The 19,854-nt window shown below is 33.8% G+C and carries 17 protein-coding genes; 4 read left to right on the top strand and 13 right to left on the bottom strand.

The window, feature by feature from the left end; translation table 11 throughout:
• The first annotated feature begins 5 nt into the window (after window positions 1-5).
• Together nadD and RM51_RS01235 are read left to right on the top strand one after the other, a co-directional pair.
• On the top strand, window positions 6-590 hold the full coding sequence (gene nadD, locus RM51_RS01240) for a nicotinate (nicotinamide) nucleotide adenylyltransferase (protein ID WP_039364180.1): 585 nt from the start codon (window positions 6-8) through the stop codon (window positions 588-590).
• Between the two features lie 19 nt (window positions 591-609).
• A complete protein-coding gene (locus RM51_RS01235) occupies window positions 610-948 on the top strand; it encodes a DUF3817 domain-containing protein (protein ID WP_039364177.1) in 339 nt (112 codons plus the stop codon).
• Between the two features lie 49 nt (window positions 949-997).
• Here the strand turns inward: RM51_RS01235 and RM51_RS01230 are convergent, their stop codons facing one another.
• Complete coding sequence (locus RM51_RS01230) at window positions 998-2,782, bottom strand: carboxypeptidase regulatory-like domain-containing protein (RefSeq protein WP_117590314.1); 1,785 nt, start codon at window positions 2,780-2,782, stop codon at window positions 998-1,000.
• Window positions 2,783-3,120: 338 nt separating this feature from the next.
• On the opposite strand from RM51_RS01230, the gene RM51_RS01225 reads away from it, so the two are divergent.
• Window positions 3,121-5,412 carry a TonB-dependent receptor domain-containing protein gene (locus tag RM51_RS01225; RefSeq protein WP_039364172.1) on the top strand — a complete coding sequence of 764 codons (2,292 nt, stop codon included), beginning with the start codon at window positions 3,121-3,123 and terminating at the stop codon, window positions 5,410-5,412.
• 125 nt (window positions 5,413-5,537) lie between these two features.
• On the opposite strand, the gene RM51_RS01220 is transcribed toward RM51_RS01225, so the two are convergent.
• From RM51_RS01220 to RM51_RS01180, 10 genes are read right to left on the bottom strand one after another with little or no spacing between them, the layout of a single operon-like run.
• Window positions 5,538-7,295 carry a discoidin domain-containing protein gene (locus RM51_RS01220; protein ID WP_039364169.1) on the bottom strand — a complete coding sequence of 586 codons (1,758 nt, stop codon included), beginning with the start codon at window positions 7,293-7,295 and terminating at the stop codon, window positions 5,538-5,540.
• Between the two features lie 29 nt (window positions 7,296-7,324).
• Window positions 7,325-8,350, bottom strand: coding sequence for a hypothetical protein (locus RM51_RS01215; protein WP_039364166.1), 1,026 nt, complete (start codon window positions 8,348-8,350; stop codon window positions 7,325-7,327).
• Between the two features lie 34 nt (window positions 8,351-8,384).
• Window positions 8,385-9,968 (bottom strand): NAD(P)-binding protein, encoded by a 1,584-nt coding sequence (locus tag RM51_RS01210; RefSeq protein WP_052248345.1) that lies wholly within the window; start codon window positions 9,966-9,968, stop codon window positions 8,385-8,387.
• Window positions 9,943-11,460, bottom strand: a complete 1,518-nt coding sequence (locus RM51_RS01205) for a polyamine aminopropyltransferase (RefSeq protein WP_039364163.1) — start codon at window positions 11,458-11,460, stop codon at window positions 9,943-9,945. Before RM51_RS01205 ends, RM51_RS01210 begins: the two co-directional genes overlap by 26 nt.
• Window positions 11,453-11,668: a DUF350 domain-containing protein gene (locus RM51_RS01200; protein WP_039364159.1), complete on the bottom strand. Its 216-nt coding sequence runs from the start codon at window positions 11,666-11,668 to the stop codon at window positions 11,453-11,455. Before RM51_RS01200 ends, RM51_RS01205 begins: the two co-directional genes overlap by 8 nt.
• 11 nt (window positions 11,669-11,679) lie before the next feature.
• Window positions 11,680-11,877: a hypothetical protein gene (locus tag RM51_RS19260; protein WP_228375756.1), complete on the bottom strand. Its 198-nt coding sequence runs from the start codon at window positions 11,875-11,877 to the stop codon at window positions 11,680-11,682.
• Between the two features lie 2 nt (window positions 11,878-11,879).
• Window positions 11,880-13,355, bottom strand: a complete 1,476-nt coding sequence (locus RM51_RS01195; RefSeq protein ID WP_039364156.1) for a DUF4178 domain-containing protein — start codon at window positions 13,353-13,355, stop codon at window positions 11,880-11,882.
• Window position 13,356: 1 nt separating this feature from the next.
• On the bottom strand, window positions 13,357-13,716 hold the full coding sequence (locus tag RM51_RS01190) for an S-adenosylmethionine decarboxylase family protein (protein ID WP_039364153.1): 360 nt from the start codon (window positions 13,714-13,716) through the stop codon (window positions 13,357-13,359).
• 29 nt (window positions 13,717-13,745) lie between these two features.
• Window positions 13,746-14,669, bottom strand: coding sequence for a citrulline utilization hydrolase CtlX (gene ctlX / locus RM51_RS01185; protein ID WP_039364150.1), 924 nt, complete (start codon window positions 14,667-14,669; stop codon window positions 13,746-13,748).
• A gap of 40 nt (window positions 14,670-14,709) precedes the next feature.
• Window positions 14,710-15,624: a dimethylarginine dimethylaminohydrolase family protein gene (locus RM51_RS01180; protein ID WP_039364147.1), complete on the bottom strand. Its 915-nt coding sequence runs from the start codon at window positions 15,622-15,624 to the stop codon at window positions 14,710-14,712.
• A 340-nt stretch (window positions 15,625-15,964) separates the two neighbouring features.
• Here RM51_RS01180 and RM51_RS01175 point away from each other — a divergent pair, with 340 nt between their 5' ends.
• The gene (locus RM51_RS01175) at window positions 15,965-16,942 is read left to right on the top strand and encodes a toxin-antitoxin system YwqK family antitoxin (RefSeq protein WP_165584976.1); all 978 of its coding nucleotides are present in this window, start codon (window positions 15,965-15,967) and stop codon (window positions 16,940-16,942) included.
• A gap of 60 nt (window positions 16,943-17,002) precedes the next feature.
• On the opposite strand, the gene RM51_RS01170 is transcribed toward RM51_RS01175, so the two are convergent.
• Together RM51_RS01170 and eno are read right to left on the bottom strand one after the other, a co-directional pair.
• Window positions 17,003-18,289: a citrate synthase gene (locus RM51_RS01170; protein ID WP_039364142.1), complete on the bottom strand. Its 1,287-nt coding sequence runs from the start codon at window positions 18,287-18,289 to the stop codon at window positions 17,003-17,005.
• An 85-nt stretch (window positions 18,290-18,374) separates the two neighbouring features.
• Complete coding sequence (gene eno / locus RM51_RS01165; RefSeq protein ID WP_039364139.1) at window positions 18,375-19,667, bottom strand: phosphopyruvate hydratase; 1,293 nt, start codon at window positions 19,665-19,667, stop codon at window positions 18,375-18,377.
• Window positions 19,668-19,854 lie beyond the last annotated feature (187 nt).

Below are 19,854 nucleotides of genomic sequence, written 5' to 3'. Positions count from 1 at the left end.
GTACCATGAAAAAAGTTGGTCTTTTCTTTGGATCTTTTAATCCTATCCACATTGGTCATCTGATTCTTGCTAATTATATTTTAGAAAATTCAGATATGAATGAGGTGTGGTTTGTTGTAAGTCCTCAAAATCCTTTTAAAGATAAGAAGACATTGCTCAATGATCACAATCGACTTGATATGGTGGAACTGGCTCTTAAAAATTATCCAAATATAAAAGCTTCGAATGTTGAGTTTTCTCTTCCAAAGCCGAGTTATACCGTTGATACTTTAGCCTATCTTAATGAAAAGTATCCGAAGTATTCTTTCAGTTTAATCATGGGAGAAGATAACTTAAAAAGTCTTCATAAATGGAAAAACGCGGATTATTTAATTAAAAACTATCACATCATAGTTTATCCAAGAGTTTCTGAAAGTGAAGCAAAAACATACGAATATCAGCAGCATGAAAATATTTCTTTAATTAAAGCACCTATCATAGAGCTTTCTGCTACTGAAATCCGCAATATGATTAAAGAAAATAAAAACGTAAGACCTATGCTTCCTCCAGAAGTTTTTGACTATTTGGATGGCAGCAGTTTTTATAAATAGAAGTTAGATAAATTATACAATGGAATTTCTCGAAAAATTTTTCGCAAAATATACCCAAGAACAGGTTATTAGATGGTTTAAACGAATTTGCTTAGCTGAAGCACTGTCTTGGTTTTTTCTTTTTTCAGCTATGATTTGGATTCGTGTAGATCCTACAGGTATACTTCCTATTGTTTACATAAGCACTATTGGTAGCATTCACGGATTGTTTTTTACAATATATCTTATATTTTTACCTTCTATGAGGAAAATATTTGTTTGGGATGATGAAGACTTTGTATTTTCACTCATCTCTGCTTTCTTTCCTTTTGCTACCATCTGGATTGATAAAAAACTAGCTCGTTTCGATAGAGAATAAATAAAAAAAGGACTTTTTTCAAAGTCCTTTTTTTATTTATTAATCGTGATTATAAGGTTCTTCTAACGTGTCCTAAAGCAGAAACCGTATGGATTCCAGAGGCATCTGTAAAAGTACCCGTAATATTAAAATCAATATAACCTCCTACAGATCCAAATGTAGAGATTGTATTAATCAAGTTTCCATTACTTGGAGTAATTATTACTGAGCTGAGATTAATAGAGTAATCAGTGGTAAAGCTTCCAGCTACTCCCATCATATTATTTTGTGTCATTTGAAAAAGCGGTACCGCAGGTCCATTTGCAGCGAATACAGAGAGTTGATTAGATAACGTATTAGGAGTAGATGAAGGACCAGACCATTGTGCATTGGCAAAAACAATAAGATACACAACAGGTTGATTGTCTATTTTATAACTTACAAATTCGATAGTTGAGTTACAAACAGAAATATTTCCCAAGTTTACGTTATTTGTCGATGCTGTAAAAGTAATTTCACCCGTTGTTTTAAGATTCGCATAATCGAACGCCTCATAAATAAATTGAGGATTAGTTGTACATGAATAGGTATTAAAAGTAAAACTTCCATTCGCATTAACCGGAACTGAGAGGTAATTAAAATAATTTGAATTAGTTCCCACTGACTTCAACACCACATATCCGTCTGTAACATCCGTATTGGAACAGGTTTTCAGACTCCCTTGAATAGTATAATTCGTTGATGAAGGTGGGTTTACTGTAATATCTGCAAGAGTTGTCAATACTCCTGCAGAAAAAGGCCCCACATTAGAAGTATAAATTACATTACCACAAACATCATAAACTTTTAAAGTAAGGATTTCACCTGCAGGGACAATTCCTGAAGCCACTCCTGTATTATCTGTCATCCCATACGTTTCGTAGGCTTGAGAGCTTCTTTTTAAAGTTACTTTAATACTCGGCAAAACTGACCCTGCTGCATTTTTTAAAGTCACCTTCATCGTTGCCTGTGTAAATTGTACATCACAATTCCACCAGGAAAAATGACTTACCGTTCCTACATATACATTTCCAATCTTTGTCGCAGTACCTTCCTCATTCCACATTCCTGTATCTTCATTATACGACCATAATGGAATCGTATTGGGTGAAGTAGCTGTTTGGGTGGCATCTACAGGAACTGTAATTTCTGCTGTATGCCCATTTGCGATCTGAAGATTTTGTCCCCCACTTCCGGTTAATTGTACATGAAGCATTCCAAAAGTTTCCATCACACGAGCATTTCCTCCAGCATTAGTTGCCAAGAAAGAACCCGGCATTAGTTCATTTAAATACTTATTGGAGGGAGCCAAATGGAATAAAGCAACATTTACACTTCCTGAATAAGCATTTCCATTAGAATCTTTAAAGCTTCCATCAAACTTCACCTTTGTTCCGTTTGGCAATGAAACGGTAGATGTAGAACCTGCAGAAATCGTAGAAGTTGTTGTTACAGGAATCATCATAATGTTTACCTGATTCATTCCGTTTGTCGGAACTACAACTCGGGAAGCATTTACATACCCTGATTTTGTAACTTTTACATGGGCAAAGTTTTCTTTTACCGAAGCATTTTTAAAGGTAAAAAAACCTTTAAGATTTGTTGTCACCGTATTTGCACCAATGGTGACCGTTGCTCCTGAAATCGGAAGTCCATTGGTATCAAGAACCATTCCCTGAAAGTTCTTTTGAGCAGTATTCCCAAAATTATAGTTTGATTGGGGATTTGCAGTTTCGTTACCCATTTCCACGAAAGACTCCTCTTTACATGAAAATACTAATGATAACATTAAAAATAAAAAGTAAAATTTCCTCATATGTTATTAATTTAAAAATCAAACTAAATTATTAATTTTTCTAGTGAAACTTTTATACTATTTTCAGAGATATTTCTATTATTTAAATATTTTTTTCATTTTCCATCTTATTAACTGTAACAAAATCTATGGTACAGTTGTCTTATTATATAGATAATCAAAGAATTTAAAAAATTAAACTAAAATTTTAACTATTGAAAACCATATAGTTAAAATTAATTCAAAAACATTTATAGTACTTTGTATTGCATAATACTTAATTTATTATATATCTTTGCAATGTTAAATAATAACAAATACAAGCTATTAAAATTAAAATCACTCTAAATAATATAATTATGAAAACGCCCATTCTCATCGCAGCCCTATTTTTCAGCGGATTAACTTTCGCCCAACAGAAAAAGCAGGATACTGCAAAGACTCAAAATATAGAAGCTGTTACTTTAAAAAAACAAGTATTCAAAAAACAAAGTGACCGTTTTGTGTACGATGTAGCTGCTTCTCCTGTAGCGAAGGGAAATACAACATTTGATCTTTTGAAACAAACCCCTCTTCTTTCTACAACTGATGATAAGGCTCTGAAGATTGCAGGAAAAAATAATGCTCTGATCTACATCAATGGTAGAAAAACCAATATGGATGCAGAATCTTTGACGCAATTTCTAAAGAATACGCCTGCAGAAAATATTCAGAAGATTGAAGTGATTACTGTTCCGGGAAGTGAATATCAGGTAGAGTCTTCAGACGGTATTATCAACATTATCCTGAAAAAGAAAATGAGTGATGGATTGAATGGTAATATGAGAATGGCCAACTCTCAAAATAAATATAATGCAAGTTCTGCTAGTTTTTCAGTAAACTACAGAAAAGATAAACTGGGAATTAGTGCTAATTTAAATGGTGGAGAGAATATTGATGCGCAAGAATATATTTTAAGAAATGGTAACGATTCCTCCTCCAATCAATCTACAGGAAATGTTGACGACCCTAATAAATTTATTGGAGGCTATCTGAATATTGATTATCAGCTAACAGAAAAGAGTAATTTGGGCTTAACATGGAATTCTTCAGCTAATAAAAGTTATAATTCAACAGTAAGTTTATTCAACACAATACGTTCTTTAGATCCAGATACTAACCAATACAATATCAATTATACTAATTCGAGAAATAAAGAAGATGCGCGTTCTTACAACAATTCTGTCAACTTAAATTATGAGTTAAAAACGGATTCTTTGGGAAGTAAATTAAACCTAAATGCAGCATATCTTAATTATAAAAGGTTCCAGTTTACAGACAACAAAACTTTTTATGCCGATGCTTTAGGAAATAATCTGAGTGTAGATCCAGCACAGACTATTTATCAAAATCTCCCTCAGAAAATCAATAATTTCTCCGGAATGGTAGATTATATTCAGAAGTTTAAAAATGACTTTACCCTATCAATCGGTGGAAATTATAACAAAACAAAAACCGATAATGATACCAAGAACGATACTTATAGAGAGGGTGAAGATCCCGAATTTAATCCTAATCATTTTGTATATGATGAAAACATTTATGGATTTTATTTAACTGCAGAAAAAAAATTCTCTGATAAATTCTCAGGAAAAATTGGAACAAGATATGAGATCACCAATAGTTTAGGAACTTCTGACAATGCAGCTCCTGAATACAGAAGAATTGAAAGAAACTACAATAATTTGCTTCCTTATGTAAGTTTAAATTATGCTATCAATGATAAAAACAATATTTCGTATGCGTTTTCTAGCAGAATGAGAAGACCTAGCTTTTGGGAACTTAATCCTGTAAGAAATATTCTTACCGAAGATAATTACACCCAAAACAATCCATTTGTGAAAGCTTCTTCAACCTACAATCAGGAACTGACTTATATGTTTAAAAACTCATATTTCTTGATCTTAAGTCATTCATTGTTTAAAGATGTTATTACACAAGTTCCTTTACAAAGAGATATTCTGAAACCAAGAAGAGATGCCAACGGAGATATTGTTTTTGATCCTATTACTAATGAACCTATTATGGATAAGCATAAACAATTGAGATATATCCGAACCAATTTTGGTGACAAGCAGGAAATGTCTGCAATGGTAGGAGTTCAAAGATCATTCTTTAATCAATATCTGACTACCAATTTTAATATTGGAGTTCAAAGAAATATAAATGACGGAAGTTTAAGCGTAGATCCAACTTCAGGAGATGTTTTTCCAACTTACGAAAATAAAGTAAGCTCAACGAGTATTGTCATCCAAACCAACAACACCATCAGATTAGATAAAAAGAAAACATGGTTTTTAGGAGTAAATTATTTCTTCGTAGACAAGCAGCAGATTGAATTGGGGCTTCTTAAAAATCTAATGAGCTTAGATCTAAGTTTAAAGAAAAACTGGAATGACTGGACTTTTGCATTGAATCTGACCGATGTTTTAAGAACCAACATCGTAGAAATCGAAGATTATCAAGCAAACGGAAACTACAACTATGTAAGAAACGACCAGTTCAGAAGAGGAGGAACATTCAGTATTACTTACAATTTCGGAAACCAAAAAGTGAAAAAAGTAAGAAATATTGAGAGCGCTTCAGATGCCATCAAAAGCAGAACACGATAATACACAATCATTCTTCATATAAATTATTTTGTACAACCACCCGTCGAGAAATTGGCGGGTTTTGTTTTAATATTATGAAAAAACAAAAACGCCTTGAAATAATCAAAGCGTTTTTATTTTTTAATTTATTCTGACTTAAAAACTTCCGTTCTTTCCGAAACTCCATTGGCATTGAAAGCTTCAATCTGGAAATAGTAAGTGTCTGTTCTGTCGGCTCCGGTAAAGAAGTATTCGTTTTTACCATACACCATGATGCTTCCGTATAATTTATCCGGAGATTTCCCCCAGTAAATCACATATCCGTCTGCATCGGAATTTTGCTGCCATTTCATCCAGATGCTTCTTCTCTCACCGTATTTTTTTGGATCAGCTCTTAACGGAACAAAATTCTGAACTTTTGGAGGAACTGTTCCCGCTCCTTTTCCAAATACTCTGAAACCGCTCAATGCAAATTTTCCGGTCGGCATTTTCAGATTTTCCATTTTCAAGAATCTTGCTTTTGCAGGTTTTTCAAGCTCTACATAATCGTGAGGAACGTCTTTTGTATTTTTGCTTTTGTCTACAATCACATTCCATTTTTTTCCATCGTTTGAACCGTAGATTTTATACTGATGCATTTTCCCTAAGGTTTTACCCATGAACTCAACATCCTGATCTGCATAATTGATTTGAATGGCATTAATGGTAGAAACTTCTCCTAAGTCTGTCTCAAACCATTCTCCTGAATTACCAGTTTTTGCACTCCAATAGGTTTTAATATCTTCATCCACCGCATAATTGGAATGATATCCTCCCAATGTTGATGAAACCTGAACCGGTTTATTATAATTCAGCAACATCCAGCCTGCAAATAATCCTTTTGAAAAATCTTTTCCTTGTGCATATTGTGGAAGATAGGTCGGATAATCACCATAAGCGGTATTGCAATACATGACATCATCTTTATCGAATCCAGCCGGCCAAATTCCCAAACGTCTTTCAAAATTATTTTTAGTAGAAATGAAAATTGTTGAAATATGCCACCAGTTTTTGTAATTATCCTCAAAAGTTGCTCCATGTCCCGCTCCTCTTGCAAAACCTCCCGGTTTATACGAAAACGGATTGTGCTGCTGATATTCAAAACCTTCTAAAGCATTATTACTTACATACACTCCATCAGAATATCCACTGAACTCAGTTGCAGGAGCTCCATACTGCATATAATACTTTCCGTTATGCTTTGTCATCCAGGCTCCCTCTACGAAAGGCTGTAAGAAAACATTATCATTATATTCCCCGAATCTTTCCCAACCGTGATCTTCAGGCTTCAATCTTAAAATAGGTTTTACAAATCCTTCCGACTGTAATGTTTTTGTTTTGATCTCAGTTCCTAATAACGGCCATTCATTACTTGATCCCCAATACAGGTACAATTTGTTTTTATCTTCATCGTAATGGAAGGCTGGATCCCAAGCTCCTACTTTCAAGGTATCGACTGCTATTTTCCAGTCATCTTTTGTCGGATTTGTACTTTTCCAGATAGGAAAATCCTGTTCCCAGGTAGAACCAAAAACATATAACGTGTCTTTCATTGCCCAAACTGCAGGAGCATTCAGATCATGGGTATATTTATTATCCCTTAGAAATTTTCTTTTTACAAATTTCCAGTCGAGCATATCATCACTGTACCAATATCCTTCCTGATTGGTCGAAAAAAGAAACAACTTATTTTTAAAATTGACAATTACCGGATCGGCAGTAGCACGGTGTTTCCCCTGTTTTGAAAAAACTTCAAACGGAGTATATCCGTAATCGATGTTGATGGGATTACAGAATGTTTTTTGCTGGGCTTTTACACCCAATATTCCAAACAGCACCATTAATGAAAGAAAGAGCTTCTGCATATTCATACGTTTTAATTTATGGGACAAAATTAGTTAACTTTTTTGGTGTTTTTCCAAATAAAGCCATCTAATAAGTAATGTGTGAGTTGCGGAACAACCAATAATGGAACTAAAAACTGAAACCAACGTCCTGAAAGACTGAGATTCAATGAAAAATGCTCGTTCCACACCAAAACTTCCCACAAAAACTCCTCAAAGAATGCAAAGGCAATGATAACGGCAACAAACAAAAATATTCCGAAAGTAGATTGAAATATAGAAAGCTTATTAAGCTCCGTTCTTTTTTTCTGTTTAATTTCCCGAATGTAAATCAATGCAACATAGGGAATCCCGTGTGAAACCACATTTAAGAAAGTAAAAAGTAAGTCATTATTAAAATACACAATTCCAAAATACCATGACAAATATGTTCCTACAATTAAAGCAATTTTAGGAATATTCCATTGCCCTGTTTTGAAAATTTCAAACACTGTTTTTAAAATCCAAACCATTAAAATCATAAAGTATACAACCGTGATCCATTGTGTATAATTCGGTAAGTTCTGAAGCCAGTGAAACTCATTTTCAACAAACCATGTAAAGGCTCTTGGTGTTTTAAACCAATATAACATGGGAAAAATTGTCGCTGAATATACAGCAACCTCATCAATCCTTTTGCTCCAATGATTAGGTTCAAATCTTGCATAAATTCTCATAAAGCCATATTGCTGACGAATGAAGTGAAAGACCGCAACCAAAGCTAAAACAGACCAAAAAGTCAAGCTTCCGAATTGATATAAAAGCAACCCTAAAATCCAACTTAAAGCAGGCATTCCATAGTATAAAAGTTTTCTTTTATTGACTTCTGCTTTTACAAAATAGGTTTTAAATAAAGTGGAATACACATGGGCAACATCAACAAAAACAATCAAAAAAAGCCAGGTATAAAAAGAAAAATGATTTTCCAATCCCTGAACCTGTTTTTGAAAAAGAAAAATAATCAGCAAAATCAAAAAAGGTGGTGACAGAATAAACCAGCCATCTATTTTTGCATTATGTATCCAAGGTTGTTTCATAAATGAATGTCCAATATTTTATGGTCAGCCGATATTATATCATCTGACTTGCCGCTCTTAATCCCTGATAAAAAGCTTCTTCGAAAATTGAAATTCCCGAGAGATCAGAATGGGCAAAGAAAACTTTTCCATCAATGGGTTCTTTAGCCTTAAGATTCCCAAAAATCTGATTAGGAACAGGCGCAATCATTGCATGCCCTATTTTGTGAAGCTGCATTTCAATGATAAAATCTTCAATTAACGGATGGGCTTTTTTCAAATCATCCAACACCAACGTTTTAAGTTGATCTTCTTTTAAAGCGTATAATTTTTTTCTGGCTTTTTTACAGTCATTGGTCGAAAAACTCCGGTAATACGTAATTACCTTCTCCCCCATAATTTGTTCGATATTCTGATGCTGATCGTAAATATATCCCAATCCATCGGAACCAAAAATCACATTATCCCAAGCCAATTCCTCATCACCTCCAAATTCATTTTTTAAAGTAATAGTTGTCAAAAGCCAAGGAACATAATGAAAATCACTTGCTCTTTTATGATTAAAAATTCTTTCATTCACAAATTGTGGTGTTGCAAACAACACTTTTTCTGCAATGATTTTTTTTGTTTTTTTCTGAATATTATCGAAGCTCAGCACCTCAACATTATTATTTATTTTAACCTCAAAAACTAAATGATTCGGTAAAGATTTCTGTTCTGTATATATTGAAAAATGCTTTGTTAATCGGGCATTCCCTTCCGGCCAAGTGAAAACCTGCTCTTTGTATTTTTTGCTCCAGTTATTTTTTCTTCCTGCAAAATAATGAATTCCTGCCCAAGCCGAAACATAATCAATTCCCAAACCATAATCATCACGACAGGAATAATCTAACAGCCAGAGTAATTCTTCAGATTTAAAATTTTCCTGTACAAGCCAATCTTTAAAAATAATTTTTTCCAATTGCAAAACCTCATCTTCCTGACTTGAATCCTGAACCGGAATCGAAAACCAATACCTCCCTACCGAATCTTTTTTATTTTTAAACTGATCCATCATTTTGAAAAAGACCTCAAATTCTTTTTTCGTTTCTGGGGAAATTCCATTTTGCGGAACAATATCATTTTGCCAGGAGTTCCTGAAAAACAATCTTTCCTGTTGAGGAAAAGTCATTTGATATTCATCTAAAACTGGTTCTCCTGTTTCATCATTGCCCTGATAAATTCCAGATTCTCGGAGGAACTCTATAATTTCTGTATTCTCCTTATTGGGTAATGGTAAATAATGAGCCCCCAATGGAAATTTTGAAAACTTATTTTGTCCGCTTGACGAATTTCCGCCTAAATGATTTTCCATCTCCAATAAAAGATAATCACTCTCATTGTTTTGACTCAAAAAACGACATGCCGAAAGTCCGGAAATCCCTCCACCTACAATGAGATATTTTGTATGAATTTCTTCTGATGGTTTAGGAAAATCTTTTGCCCAGAGTTGATGCCCAAGAATATGATTGGTTCCGGTAATTTTGAGCAATAATGATTTCCCCTTCTTACTGCAATACTGTAAGAAAGGAAGCATAAGACTCCCTAAAGCTATTGTTTTAAGGAAATCCTTTCTACTGTACTTTCCCCCACTCTTCATCGAAATAACGTACTAAAATTTGATTATCCAGACGATTGACTTCAATATCTTTGGTTCTCATATCTTTGGTAAAATAGGAAAATTGTGAGAAATTGTAATCGTAGAATTTTAAATCGGGAATTTTTCTGTAAATCTTATTATTAATCGGTTCAAAAGAAGCCATTGAAAATCCCCATTCTCCGAAAGAAGGAACATAAGTATGATACGCCGAAGTAAACGGAAAAATCTGATTAATTGTCTTTTCAATACACCAAAAAGATTTTGGTGCAAAATAAGGAGAGGTTGTTTGTACTACGATCTTAGTATCTAAAGTAGTCAATCTTTCTAATTCTTTATAAAACTGCAAAGAATAGAGTTTTCCTAAGCTGTAATTGGAAGGATCTGGAAAGTCAATAATGATCACATCATATTTTTTCGTGTTTTCTTTTACCCAAATGTAAGCGTCTTTATTAATTACTTTTAATTTAGGATTAGATAAAGATCGCTGATTTAACTGACGCATCGTTTCATTATTTTTGAAAAATCTGGTCATTTCTCCGTCTAAATCAACAAGGGTGATATTTTTAACGTCTTTATATTTTAAAACTTCACGAACGGCAAAACCATCCCCTCCTCCCAAAATCAAAATATTATCGATCTTTTTTGCCATCGACATTGCAGGGTGAACCAAAGCTTCGTGATAGCGATATTCATCAACGGAAGAGAATTGTAAATTATTATTTAAATATAATCTGAACTCCCGGTTGTTTCTTGTTAAAACAATTCTTTGGTAAGGAGAACTTTTAGTGTAAACTACATTTTCACCATATAATTTCTCTTCGGAAAATGAGAGTATCTTGTCCGAAAAGACGAAAAGAACAACAAGCAGGATAAATGCTCCGATCGCTTTTATTCTTAAAGAAAAAGGCTTTGATAGTTCTTTTTGAAGATAGAAACATAAAAATATCGCAATCGAAATATTGATGAGCCCAAAAAACAAGGGTGTTTTTACAATTCCCAGATTAGGAATTAACACCAAAGGAAATAAAATTGAAGCCAATAAAGCCCCAATATAATCGAAAGCAAAAACATTTGAAACTAAATCTTTAAACTGAACTCTGTCTTTTAAAATATTCATCAAAAGCGGAATTTCTACTCCGACTAAACATCCTGTGAAGAAGACAAAAAGATACAGAACGGCTTCAAAATGAGCTAAGGTATTAAACAGAATAAATAAAACCACAGAACTTATTCCTCCGATAATTCCGACTAAAATTTCAATTTCTATGAATTTATCTATTAAATTTCCTTTAATGAATTTTGCAAAATATGATCCTACTCCCATCGAAAAAAGATAGACTCCGATGATGAAGGAAAACTGTTTTACAGAATCCCCTAAAAGATAGCTTGCCAAAGCTCCTGCCACCAATTCGTAAATGAGTCCGCAAGTTGCAATGACAAACACTGAAAACATTAATAATAACTCAAGAGGAATCCTCTTTTTATTATCCATGGATGGCCGCGCTTATAATAATTGAAATTCCGATGATAAAAGCTCCGAAAACAATTGCTATCGCTGTATTTCCATTTCGGGCAATTTCCTGCCAGGTTTTTTCCGGGGTCAATTTCTCAATGATTAGATAACAAACAAGTAAAATTGCGATTCCTAAAAACGAGTAAATCACAGAGTTTATGATGGGTAAAAGGTTTATTTGATCCATAGTTTATATTTTTATTTGTGATAATATCTGTAATATCCTACTCCAGAGGAGTGATGTCTTCTTGTGGTTCCGTCGCGATAGGTTTCTGTTTTTTCACAGTCACAGAACTGATTCCCATCGAAAGTAAGATAGGTAAACCACCCTATAAAAAAAACTCCGATAAGACACAGAATCCAATTTTCTTTTATATAGTTAATAATAGTTATCATTTTTATGAATAGGTGTAAGGTGAATTTGAGCTGTTAAACCATTTTGATCTTTCAAACATTCTTCTTCCGAAATAGCATGCTCCTACGAATACAATAATCAGTACCAGAATAATTCCGAAATTCCAGAAGGAAACGGGAAACCATTCCGCTTTTATTTTTACGGATTTGTTATCTGAAAGAACAGAATCTGAAATCCCTAAAGAAGCATTCGCATTTAACAAAGAGTCTATATCTGCTTTTCCCAAAGTTTGATAAACCAATCTTCCAAGTTCGCTTACCGTATCTTTTTTTATGAGTTTTGAATCTCCAAAAGCCGTTGTTGTCGCAGTATTATTGTTGGTAACATTAATTGTTCCATACATATCTCTTGATAAAGACAATTGACCATCTGAAGAAAGGAATGAAGATACAGCAAAGGTCTGTAAAGGTTCTTGCCTTTCGGCAGAAACTAAGAAGTGATATTTTCCCGGAGCCACCCCACAGAAATTAAATTCTTCGTTTTTATTTCCTTCACTCCAGCTTTCACCATCTTCATACCCATGATATTGTTCAATATCTTTCGAAGCAAAAGTAATTTCATTAGTCCTTTCATTCACTAAGCCTAACCCCACATTTGCCCATGAATTATCAACATCAGAAGATACTGCGACTTTCAAGGGTGCGGAACCTCCTGAAAGCTCAAAGCTTTTACTCACTAATTCTTTGTCTTTTACATCTGCAAAATTTACTTCCTGTGAGAAAATCGTTTTGTTGGTTCTTGAAACCACGACATATAATTGGACTAAGCAAACCATCAAAGCTGCAATAGCCATGATATTCAAAGCTTGTTTAAAATTGACATAAAACGGCTGTACAATCCCAATTCCTGAATAATTAGGCAGGTTAGAAATATTAAAAGCCCTTTTTACTTTATATTTCGAGATATGTTCTCCGAAAAAACATTGAATACTCCCTTTTGATTTTTCTACAGAAATCATCTGGAAACCATTTACATACTCTTTGTAAGTGGCAATTCCAAAATCCAGTTGATCTTCAAAGAAACCTGCTGCTGCATGAATGGTACATTCTGTAGTTTCATACCTTCGATATCTTCTAGATTTGTACTCAGCAAATATGGTATTCCCCGACTTTGTATTTACATCCTCTTTATTAATCGAGTGCAACAAAACCCAATGTCCATCACTTTCACTTAAAAAAGCATCTTCTCCTTTGGTATCTTTTAAATAATACTCTCTCCAAAAAGTATGTGATCCGTATTTTCGAATAACAATTCCAACAACATTATATTCTACCCCATCAATAATTCCTTTCTGACCTGTCTCGAGAACTACATTTTCAATGGGCTTTTTTACTACTTGTCTGACAATATTTTTATCAGTACTGATAAGATTTGAACAGGATTTACACACATATTCCTGAATGGAAAATGTAAGCTCATGTTTATTTTCAACTTTACAGACCGGGCAAACGTAATGCATTTTATCTATAAATTTTGTGTTTCTGAATGGTTTTAGCTTTAAAATATCCTACAACTTCATCGGCAATTTTTTCAACCTTTTCCGTATTATCCTGTAAGTAATTACATAGAAATATATCAAAAGTTAATTGTTTAAATTCCGGCCAGGTATGAATGCAAAGATGAGATTCTTTAAGACAAACAGCAGAAGTAAAACTCTGATTTTCAAAAACATGATTTGTAACTCCTACAATTTCCACGTCTTTTGTCGCAAGAATGCTTTTAGTAAATTCCAAAAAACCGTTACTGTCTAATAACAAAGCTTCTGACTCCGTTTCCAAAGTCAGAAGAATATGTAAACCTTTACTGGTTGATGATTCCAATTGATTATTATATTTTACACAAATATAAATTATTTTTTCGGTAAGAAAACTTCAGCTAGCATACAGCGTGCACTACCTCCTCCATTTACTTCAATGGTATTCAGATCTGAATAAATAATTTCACAATATTTCTCTATTGCAGCTACCTGATCTGAATTTAAAGACTGATAGGCAGTCTGGCTCATTACCAAAAACTTTTCACCCTCTTTATTTTGAACCTGAAGCATATTTCCTGCAAATTGCTGCATTTGTTCTTCAGAAATTTCAATGATTTCTTTTCCTGAGTTTTTAATGGTTTCAGCCACATTTTCTCTTTCCTGCTTATCATCAATACAGTCTAGGCAAATGACAACAAATTTATCAGCTACACACATCATAACATTGGTATGATAAATCGGAAGCCTTTCTTCTCCCACCGTTTGATACGAATGGAAAACGACCGGTGTAAAGCCGTATTTTTCACAAAATTCTCTGAATAGATTTTCATCTAATCTTAAAGAAACTGAGCCGTAAGCAATTTTATTATCATGATCGAAAATCATACTTCCCGTTCCTTCCAAAAAGTGTCCTTGAGTTTCCGGAAATGACCAGTCGTCGATTTCAGTTACTTCAAAACCTTGATTCTGGATATTTTCTATGATATCATCTCTTCTCTCAACTCTTCTGTTTGAAGCGAACATCGGATATAGCACCACTTTCCCATCTTTATGGAAACTCACCCAGTTATTTGGAAAAATAGAATCCGGAGTATGTGGATCTAGCGTATCTTTTATAGTAATAACATTAATTCCTTTAGATCTTAGTTTTCCTACAAAAGTATTAAACTCAGCCAAAGCTTTAGACTGAATATCAGAACCTGTCTGCTCAATCTGAAAATAATTATTTTTTGCTGTTTCTGCATTATAACCGAACGCAATCGGCTCTATCATTAATACGGTATCTGTTGTTTGCATTTTAATTTGATTTTGAATTACCTTCTGTTCTTCAACACTATTATTCTCTTACTAAAGGCATTGTCGAACATCTCAACAAACCACCCATTTTAGAAATCTCTCGGTAAGGAATCTCTTCCACAGTCATTCCCCATTCATTTCTAAGATGATTATTCATTCTTGCAAATGCTTTATCTGAAACCACAATCTCCGGTGAAATTGAGAATACATTGGGAACCATCTCAAACATTTCTTCAGCAGTAACATGGAAACAGTTCTCTTCACCAAAAATATCTATGATCAGTCGATAATCACTTTCGTCTACAAAACCATCTTTATAAATGATACATTTATCTTTTCCAATTGGGTTAAAAGTACAATCCAGATGCAAAATTCCTTCATAGGGAACTTTATCGTTCTTTTTTAATTCAAGATCGATAATTCTTTTTTTAGGAAAATATTCTTTAAGAATTTCGATGGCATATTCGTTAGTTCTTGCTGTTTTATAGCTTCTGTAATCTTCGCTAAAGCAAGTTCCTATAAAGATAAAATCGTCCCAGACAATCACATCACCTCCTTCAATATGAGCCGTTTCTGGAAGATTGATAATCTTTCTCCAAGCCACTTTTTCAAACACTTTTTTATAAGCTCCCTGTTCATCTGCTCTGTCGGCAATTACATTTGAAATGATCATTTTATCATCTATCACAAACGCTACATCTCTGGCAAATACCTGATTATAATCCTTAATGATTTCCGGGCGCAGAACTTCTACATCGTATTTTTTCAGGACTGCTTCAAAAGCATTCATTTCATTAATAATATCTGCTTCCTTCGGGTACATATTATGCTCTATCGTATAATAAGATTTGGCATCATAGCTTTCTTCCAAGGTAGGAACAGCTCCCATTGAATTAGGCTGTCCAAGAACTACAGATTTTAGCCTTCCCGTTTCATTTTTTATATTTAGTCTCATAAAGATTTATGCAATGCTACAAATATAAGTAAAGGTCTGTATTTGCGAAACTTTTCAAATATTTTCAGCCCGAATTTAATTTTAACTATGAATTGACTTAAATACAGTTGTTTACTCATGTTAATTTCAAAAACACAGTTTATACTATTAGTTCCATGAGATTTTTCAGATATTTATTTATCAACCTATTATTTCCACCTTAATTTTATATAAAATTCGTCTAATATTTCATATCTTTTTTCAGCAGCAAGCATTTAAATTTAAGTGAAACAAAAACGAATTAACTTTTTTATCCATACATAATATGAGAGTCTATTTTACTTTTTTTATTTTTTTGATTATGATGAAAAATTATCATAGTCAGGACTTAAAAGAAAGAAAAATATATGATTACAGTAGTCGGTTGAGGGAAAAAGGCTTTGAAAGAAATGGAAAAAGGGAAGGCAGATGGCAGTTCTATGATATCAATGAAGAATTGTCTCTAGAAAAAGATTATCAAAACGGTATTGAAAATGGTGAATGGCTTGGTTATGAACATGGTAAATTATTAACCAAAGGTACAATTGCTAATGGTAAATCTACCGGAATCTGGACTTTTTATTTCTATAATGGAAGTATTTCTGAAACCGGGGTACGTATTGATGGAAAGAAAGAAGGGCTTTGGAAAAGATATAATGAAAATGGGACGCTTTTTATTGTCGGGAAATACATTAATGATAAAGAAGATGGTGTATGGAAGTCTTTTTACGAAAATGGAAAAACTCAAAGTATTTGGTACTATAAAGACGGTAAAAATATTGGTCTTTTTCAGAAGCTTGATCCACTTGGCAGACAAATAGAATATGGAAATTATAATTTAGACGGAAATGAAACCGGAAAATGGAGACGCGCTGTAGATGATTATTTTGAAGAAGGGCTATATGACAATAATGGTCATAAAATAGGATTATGGAAAATAACAGACAGTATGGGAAATCTTAAAGAAACTCATCTTCATATAAAAGATACTAATGAAATACATACTACTACTTATTACCCCGATGGAAGCATTAAAGAAACTTACAGTCTTCTCTATTTTCAAAATCATGGAAAATATAAACAATACTATAAAAATGGGATTTTAATGGAAAGCGGAAGGTATTATTTAGGGCAGAATGTCAGGACGTGGAAGTTTTATAATAAAGATGGGAAACTTGATCATAAAGTAAAACACAAAAGTACAAGTGAGGCCATCAAATTTCAGAAAAGAGATGTCGGAGATGTGATTTATAGCTCTGAAAAAGATTCGTTAAAGATCTTAAGAAAAAGAAATTTTTAGTTTCTTAATAAAAAAAATCCCAAAGTTTTTACTTTGGGATTTTTATATTTGAAAGCTCGATTATCTGTTAGCAATATCGATATAATCTCTTTGTTGAGCTCCTTGGTAAACTTGTCTTGGTCTTCCGATTGGGTCTCCTTTCAATCTCATTTCTTTCCATTGAGAAATCCATCCCGGAAGTCTTCCTAATGCAAACATTACTGTAAACATTTCTGTAGGAATTCCTAATGCTCTGTAAATAATTCCAGAATAGAAATCTACGTTTGGATATAGTTTTCTTTCTACGAAGTACTCATCTTCAAGAGCTACTTTTTCTAATTGCATTGCAATATCAAGAGCTTTATCCTGAATTCCTAATGCGTTAAGGATATCATCAGCAGCTTTCTTGATGATTTTTGCTCTTGGGTCGAAGTTTTTGTATACTCTGTGTCCGAATCCCATTAAACGGAAGCTATCGTTTTTATCTTTTGCTTTCGCTACCCATTTGTTAACATCTCCACCGTCTTTTTCGATCAATTCAAGCATTTCGATAACCGCTTGGTTTGCTCCACCATGAAGTGGTCCCCAAAGTGCAGAAACCCCTGCAGAAATAGAAGCGAAAAGACCTGTATGAGCAGAACCTACCATTCTTACTGTAGATGTAGAACAGTTTTGTTCGTGATCTGCGTGAAGAATTAATAATTTGTCTAAAGCTCCAACTACAACCGGATCGATTTCAAACTCCTGGTTTGGCATTCTGAATGCCATTTTGTAGAAGTTCTCAACATAGTTTAAGCTATTATCTCCGTGGTTAAGTGGTAAACCTAAAGTTTTTCTGTAAGTCCATGCACAAAGATGAGAGAATTTAGCAATCATCAATTCAGCAGCATGATCCATCTCTTCTTTTGAGTTTACATTTACTGCCTTAGGATTGAAAGCCGTCAAAGCAGATGTTAAAGAAGATAAAACTCCCATTGGGTGAGCAGAACGAGGGAAAGCATCGATGATTTTTTTCATCTCCTCTGCTACAAAGTTATATTTTTTGATATTGTTGTCGAATGCACTGAACTGATTCTGAGTTGGCAACTCACCGTGCAATAACAAATACATTACCTCTGTGAAGTTTGATTTATCAGCAACTTGTTCAATAGGATATCCTCTGTAGAATAATTCTCCTTTATCTCCGTCAAGATAAGTGATATCACTAAGTGTTGCTCCGGTATTTTTGTACCCTAGATCTAGAGTGATAAGACCTGTTTGGTCTCTTAATTTTGAAATATCTATTCCTCTGTCCCCAATTGTACTGTCTACAATTGGATATTCATATGAATTACCTGCGTAATTCAATATTACTTTGTTGTCTGACATTATTTATATAATTTTTTCTAAATATACTACTTATTACAAAATACGGCAAACAAAAAATTTCGCTTGCCGTTATTTATAAATTCAATTATCTTTTTACTTTAAATGCTTCTAATCCTGGGAAAATTGCAGTATCACCTAAAGCTTCTTCAATTCTTAATAGCTGGTTATATTTAGCCATTCTATCAGATCTTGAAGCAGAACCGGTTTTGGTTTGTCCACAGTTCATTGCTACCGCTAAGTCAGCAATTGTAGAGTCTTCAGTTTCACCAGATCTGTGAGACATTACAGAAGTAAATTTGTTGTGTTGAGCCATCTGTACTGCAGCCATTGTTTCAGAAAGAGAACCAATTTGGTTTACTTTTACAAGGATTGAGTTTGCAATTCCTTCTTTTACTCCTCTTGATAGTCTGTCTACATTCGTTACGAATAAATCATCACCCACAAGCTGTACTCTGTCACCGATTTTTTCAGTTAACATTTTCCATCCTTCCCAATCATTTTCCTGCATACCATCTTCGATAGAAATGATCGGATATTTGTTTGCCAATTCAGCTAGGTAAGAAACCTGCTCGCTGCTTGTAAACTGAGCCGCATCCGGAGTCTGGAATTTTCTATAATCGTATACTCCGTCTTTGTAGAATTCTGAAGCCGCACAATCTAAAGCAATCATCACATCATCACCTGGCTTATATCCTGCTTTTTCAATTGCCTGAAGCAAAGTATCCAAAGCATCTTCTGTTCCTGTAAATGTAGGAGCAAAACCTCCTTCATCACCTACTGCAGTAGATAAACCTCTTGAGTGAAGAATAGATTTAAGATTATGGAAGATCTCAGTTCCTTTTCTCAATGCGTGAGAGAAAGAATCTGCTTTTACCGGCATTACCATAAATTCCTGGAAAGCAATCGGAGCATCTGAGTGAGAACCTCCGTTGATTACGTTCATCATTGGAACCGGAAGTGTATTTGCATTTACTCCTCCTACATATTTGTATAATGGCAATCTTAATTCTGTTGCAGCAGCTTTAGCAGCAGCCAAAGAAACTCCTAAAATAGCATTAGCACCTAGGTTTCCTTTATTTTTAGTTCCGTCAAGATCAATCATGATCTGATCGATAAGGTTCTGATCAAAAACCGGAAGACCTACCAATTCAGGAGCAATTACTTCTCTTACATTTTCTACAGCTTTAGAAACACCTTTCCCCATCCATTCTGAACCACCATCACGCAATTCAACTGCTTCATGTTCTCCGGTAGATGCTCCAGAAGGTACCGCAGCACGACCCATCGCACCACTTTCTGTAAATACATCTACTTCAACTGTAGGATTACCTCTTGAATCCAAAATTTGTCTCGCTTCTATGTAAGAAATGTAACTCATTTTTGTTTATTTTATAGTTCAGACAAATTTAGTTAATTTTTAACTTTTAGAGGCAATAGAGAGGGAATTTATCTGCTTATTCCAAGTTAAATTTTAGTTAATTTAAATGATCCGTTTGTCCATATATGTAAAAAGCAAGTTTTTCTATTTTTACATTAAAAAAAACTTTGTTTTAAATAAAAAACCA

Origin of the sequence: Chryseobacterium taiwanense (genome assembly GCF_000813825.1) — a bacterium.
GTDB classification, from domain to species: Bacteria; Bacteroidota; Bacteroidia; order Flavobacteriales; family Weeksellaceae; genus Chryseobacterium; species Chryseobacterium taiwanense.
This window is presented reverse-complemented; position numbering and strand designations above follow the sequence as displayed.

What these genes read in the sequence shown, in the direction of transcription:
- nadD (WP_039364180.1), top strand. Translation starts at nt 6, where the DNA reads ATGAAAAAAGTTGGTCTTTTCTTTGGATCTTTTAATCCTATCCACATT.
- RM51_RS01235 (WP_039364177.1), top strand. Translation starts at nt 610, where the DNA reads ATGGAATTTCTCGAAAAATTTTTCGCAAAATATACCCAAGAACAGGTT.
- RM51_RS01230 (WP_117590314.1), bottom strand. Translation starts at nt 2,782, where the DNA reads ATGAGGAAATTTTACTTTTTATTTTTAATGTTATCATTAGTATTTTCA.
- RM51_RS01225 (WP_039364172.1), top strand. Translation starts at nt 3,121, where the DNA reads ATGAAAACGCCCATTCTCATCGCAGCCCTATTTTTCAGCGGATTAACT.
- RM51_RS01220 (WP_039364169.1), bottom strand. Translation starts at nt 7,295, where the DNA reads ATGCAGAAGCTCTTTCTTTCATTAATGGTGCTGTTTGGAATATTGGGT.
- RM51_RS01215 (WP_039364166.1), bottom strand. Translation starts at nt 8,350, where the DNA reads ATGAAACAACCTTGGATACATAATGCAAAAATAGATGGCTGGTTTATT.
- RM51_RS01210 (WP_052248345.1), bottom strand. Translation starts at nt 9,968, where the DNA reads ATGAAGAGTGGGGGAAAGTACAGTAGAAAGGATTTCCTTAAAACAATA.
- RM51_RS01205 (WP_039364163.1), bottom strand. Translation starts at nt 11,460, where the DNA reads ATGGATAATAAAAAGAGGATTCCTCTTGAGTTATTATTAATGTTTTCA.
- RM51_RS01200 (WP_039364159.1), bottom strand. Translation starts at nt 11,668, where the DNA reads ATGGATCAAATAAACCTTTTACCCATCATAAACTCTGTGATTTACTCG.
- RM51_RS19260 (WP_228375756.1), bottom strand. Translation starts at nt 11,877, where the DNA reads ATGATAACTATTATTAACTATATAAAAGAAAATTGGATTCTGTGTCTT.
- RM51_RS01195 (WP_039364156.1), bottom strand. Translation starts at nt 13,355, where the DNA reads ATGCATTACGTTTGCCCGGTCTGTAAAGTTGAAAATAAACATGAGCTT.
- ctlX (WP_039364150.1), bottom strand. Translation starts at nt 14,669, where the DNA reads ATGCAAACAACAGATACCGTATTAATGATAGAGCCGATTGCGTTCGGT.
- RM51_RS01180 (WP_039364147.1), bottom strand. Translation starts at nt 15,624, where the DNA reads ATGAGACTAAATATAAAAAATGAAACGGGAAGGCTAAAATCTGTAGTT.
- RM51_RS01175 (WP_165584976.1), top strand. Translation starts at nt 15,965, where the DNA reads ATGATGAAAAATTATCATAGTCAGGACTTAAAAGAAAGAAAAATATAT.
- RM51_RS01170 (WP_039364142.1), bottom strand. Translation starts at nt 18,289, where the DNA reads ATGTCAGACAACAAAGTAATATTGAATTACGCAGGTAATTCATATGAA.
- eno (WP_039364139.1), bottom strand. Translation starts at nt 19,667, where the DNA reads ATGAGTTACATTTCTTACATAGAAGCGAGACAAATTTTGGATTCAAGA.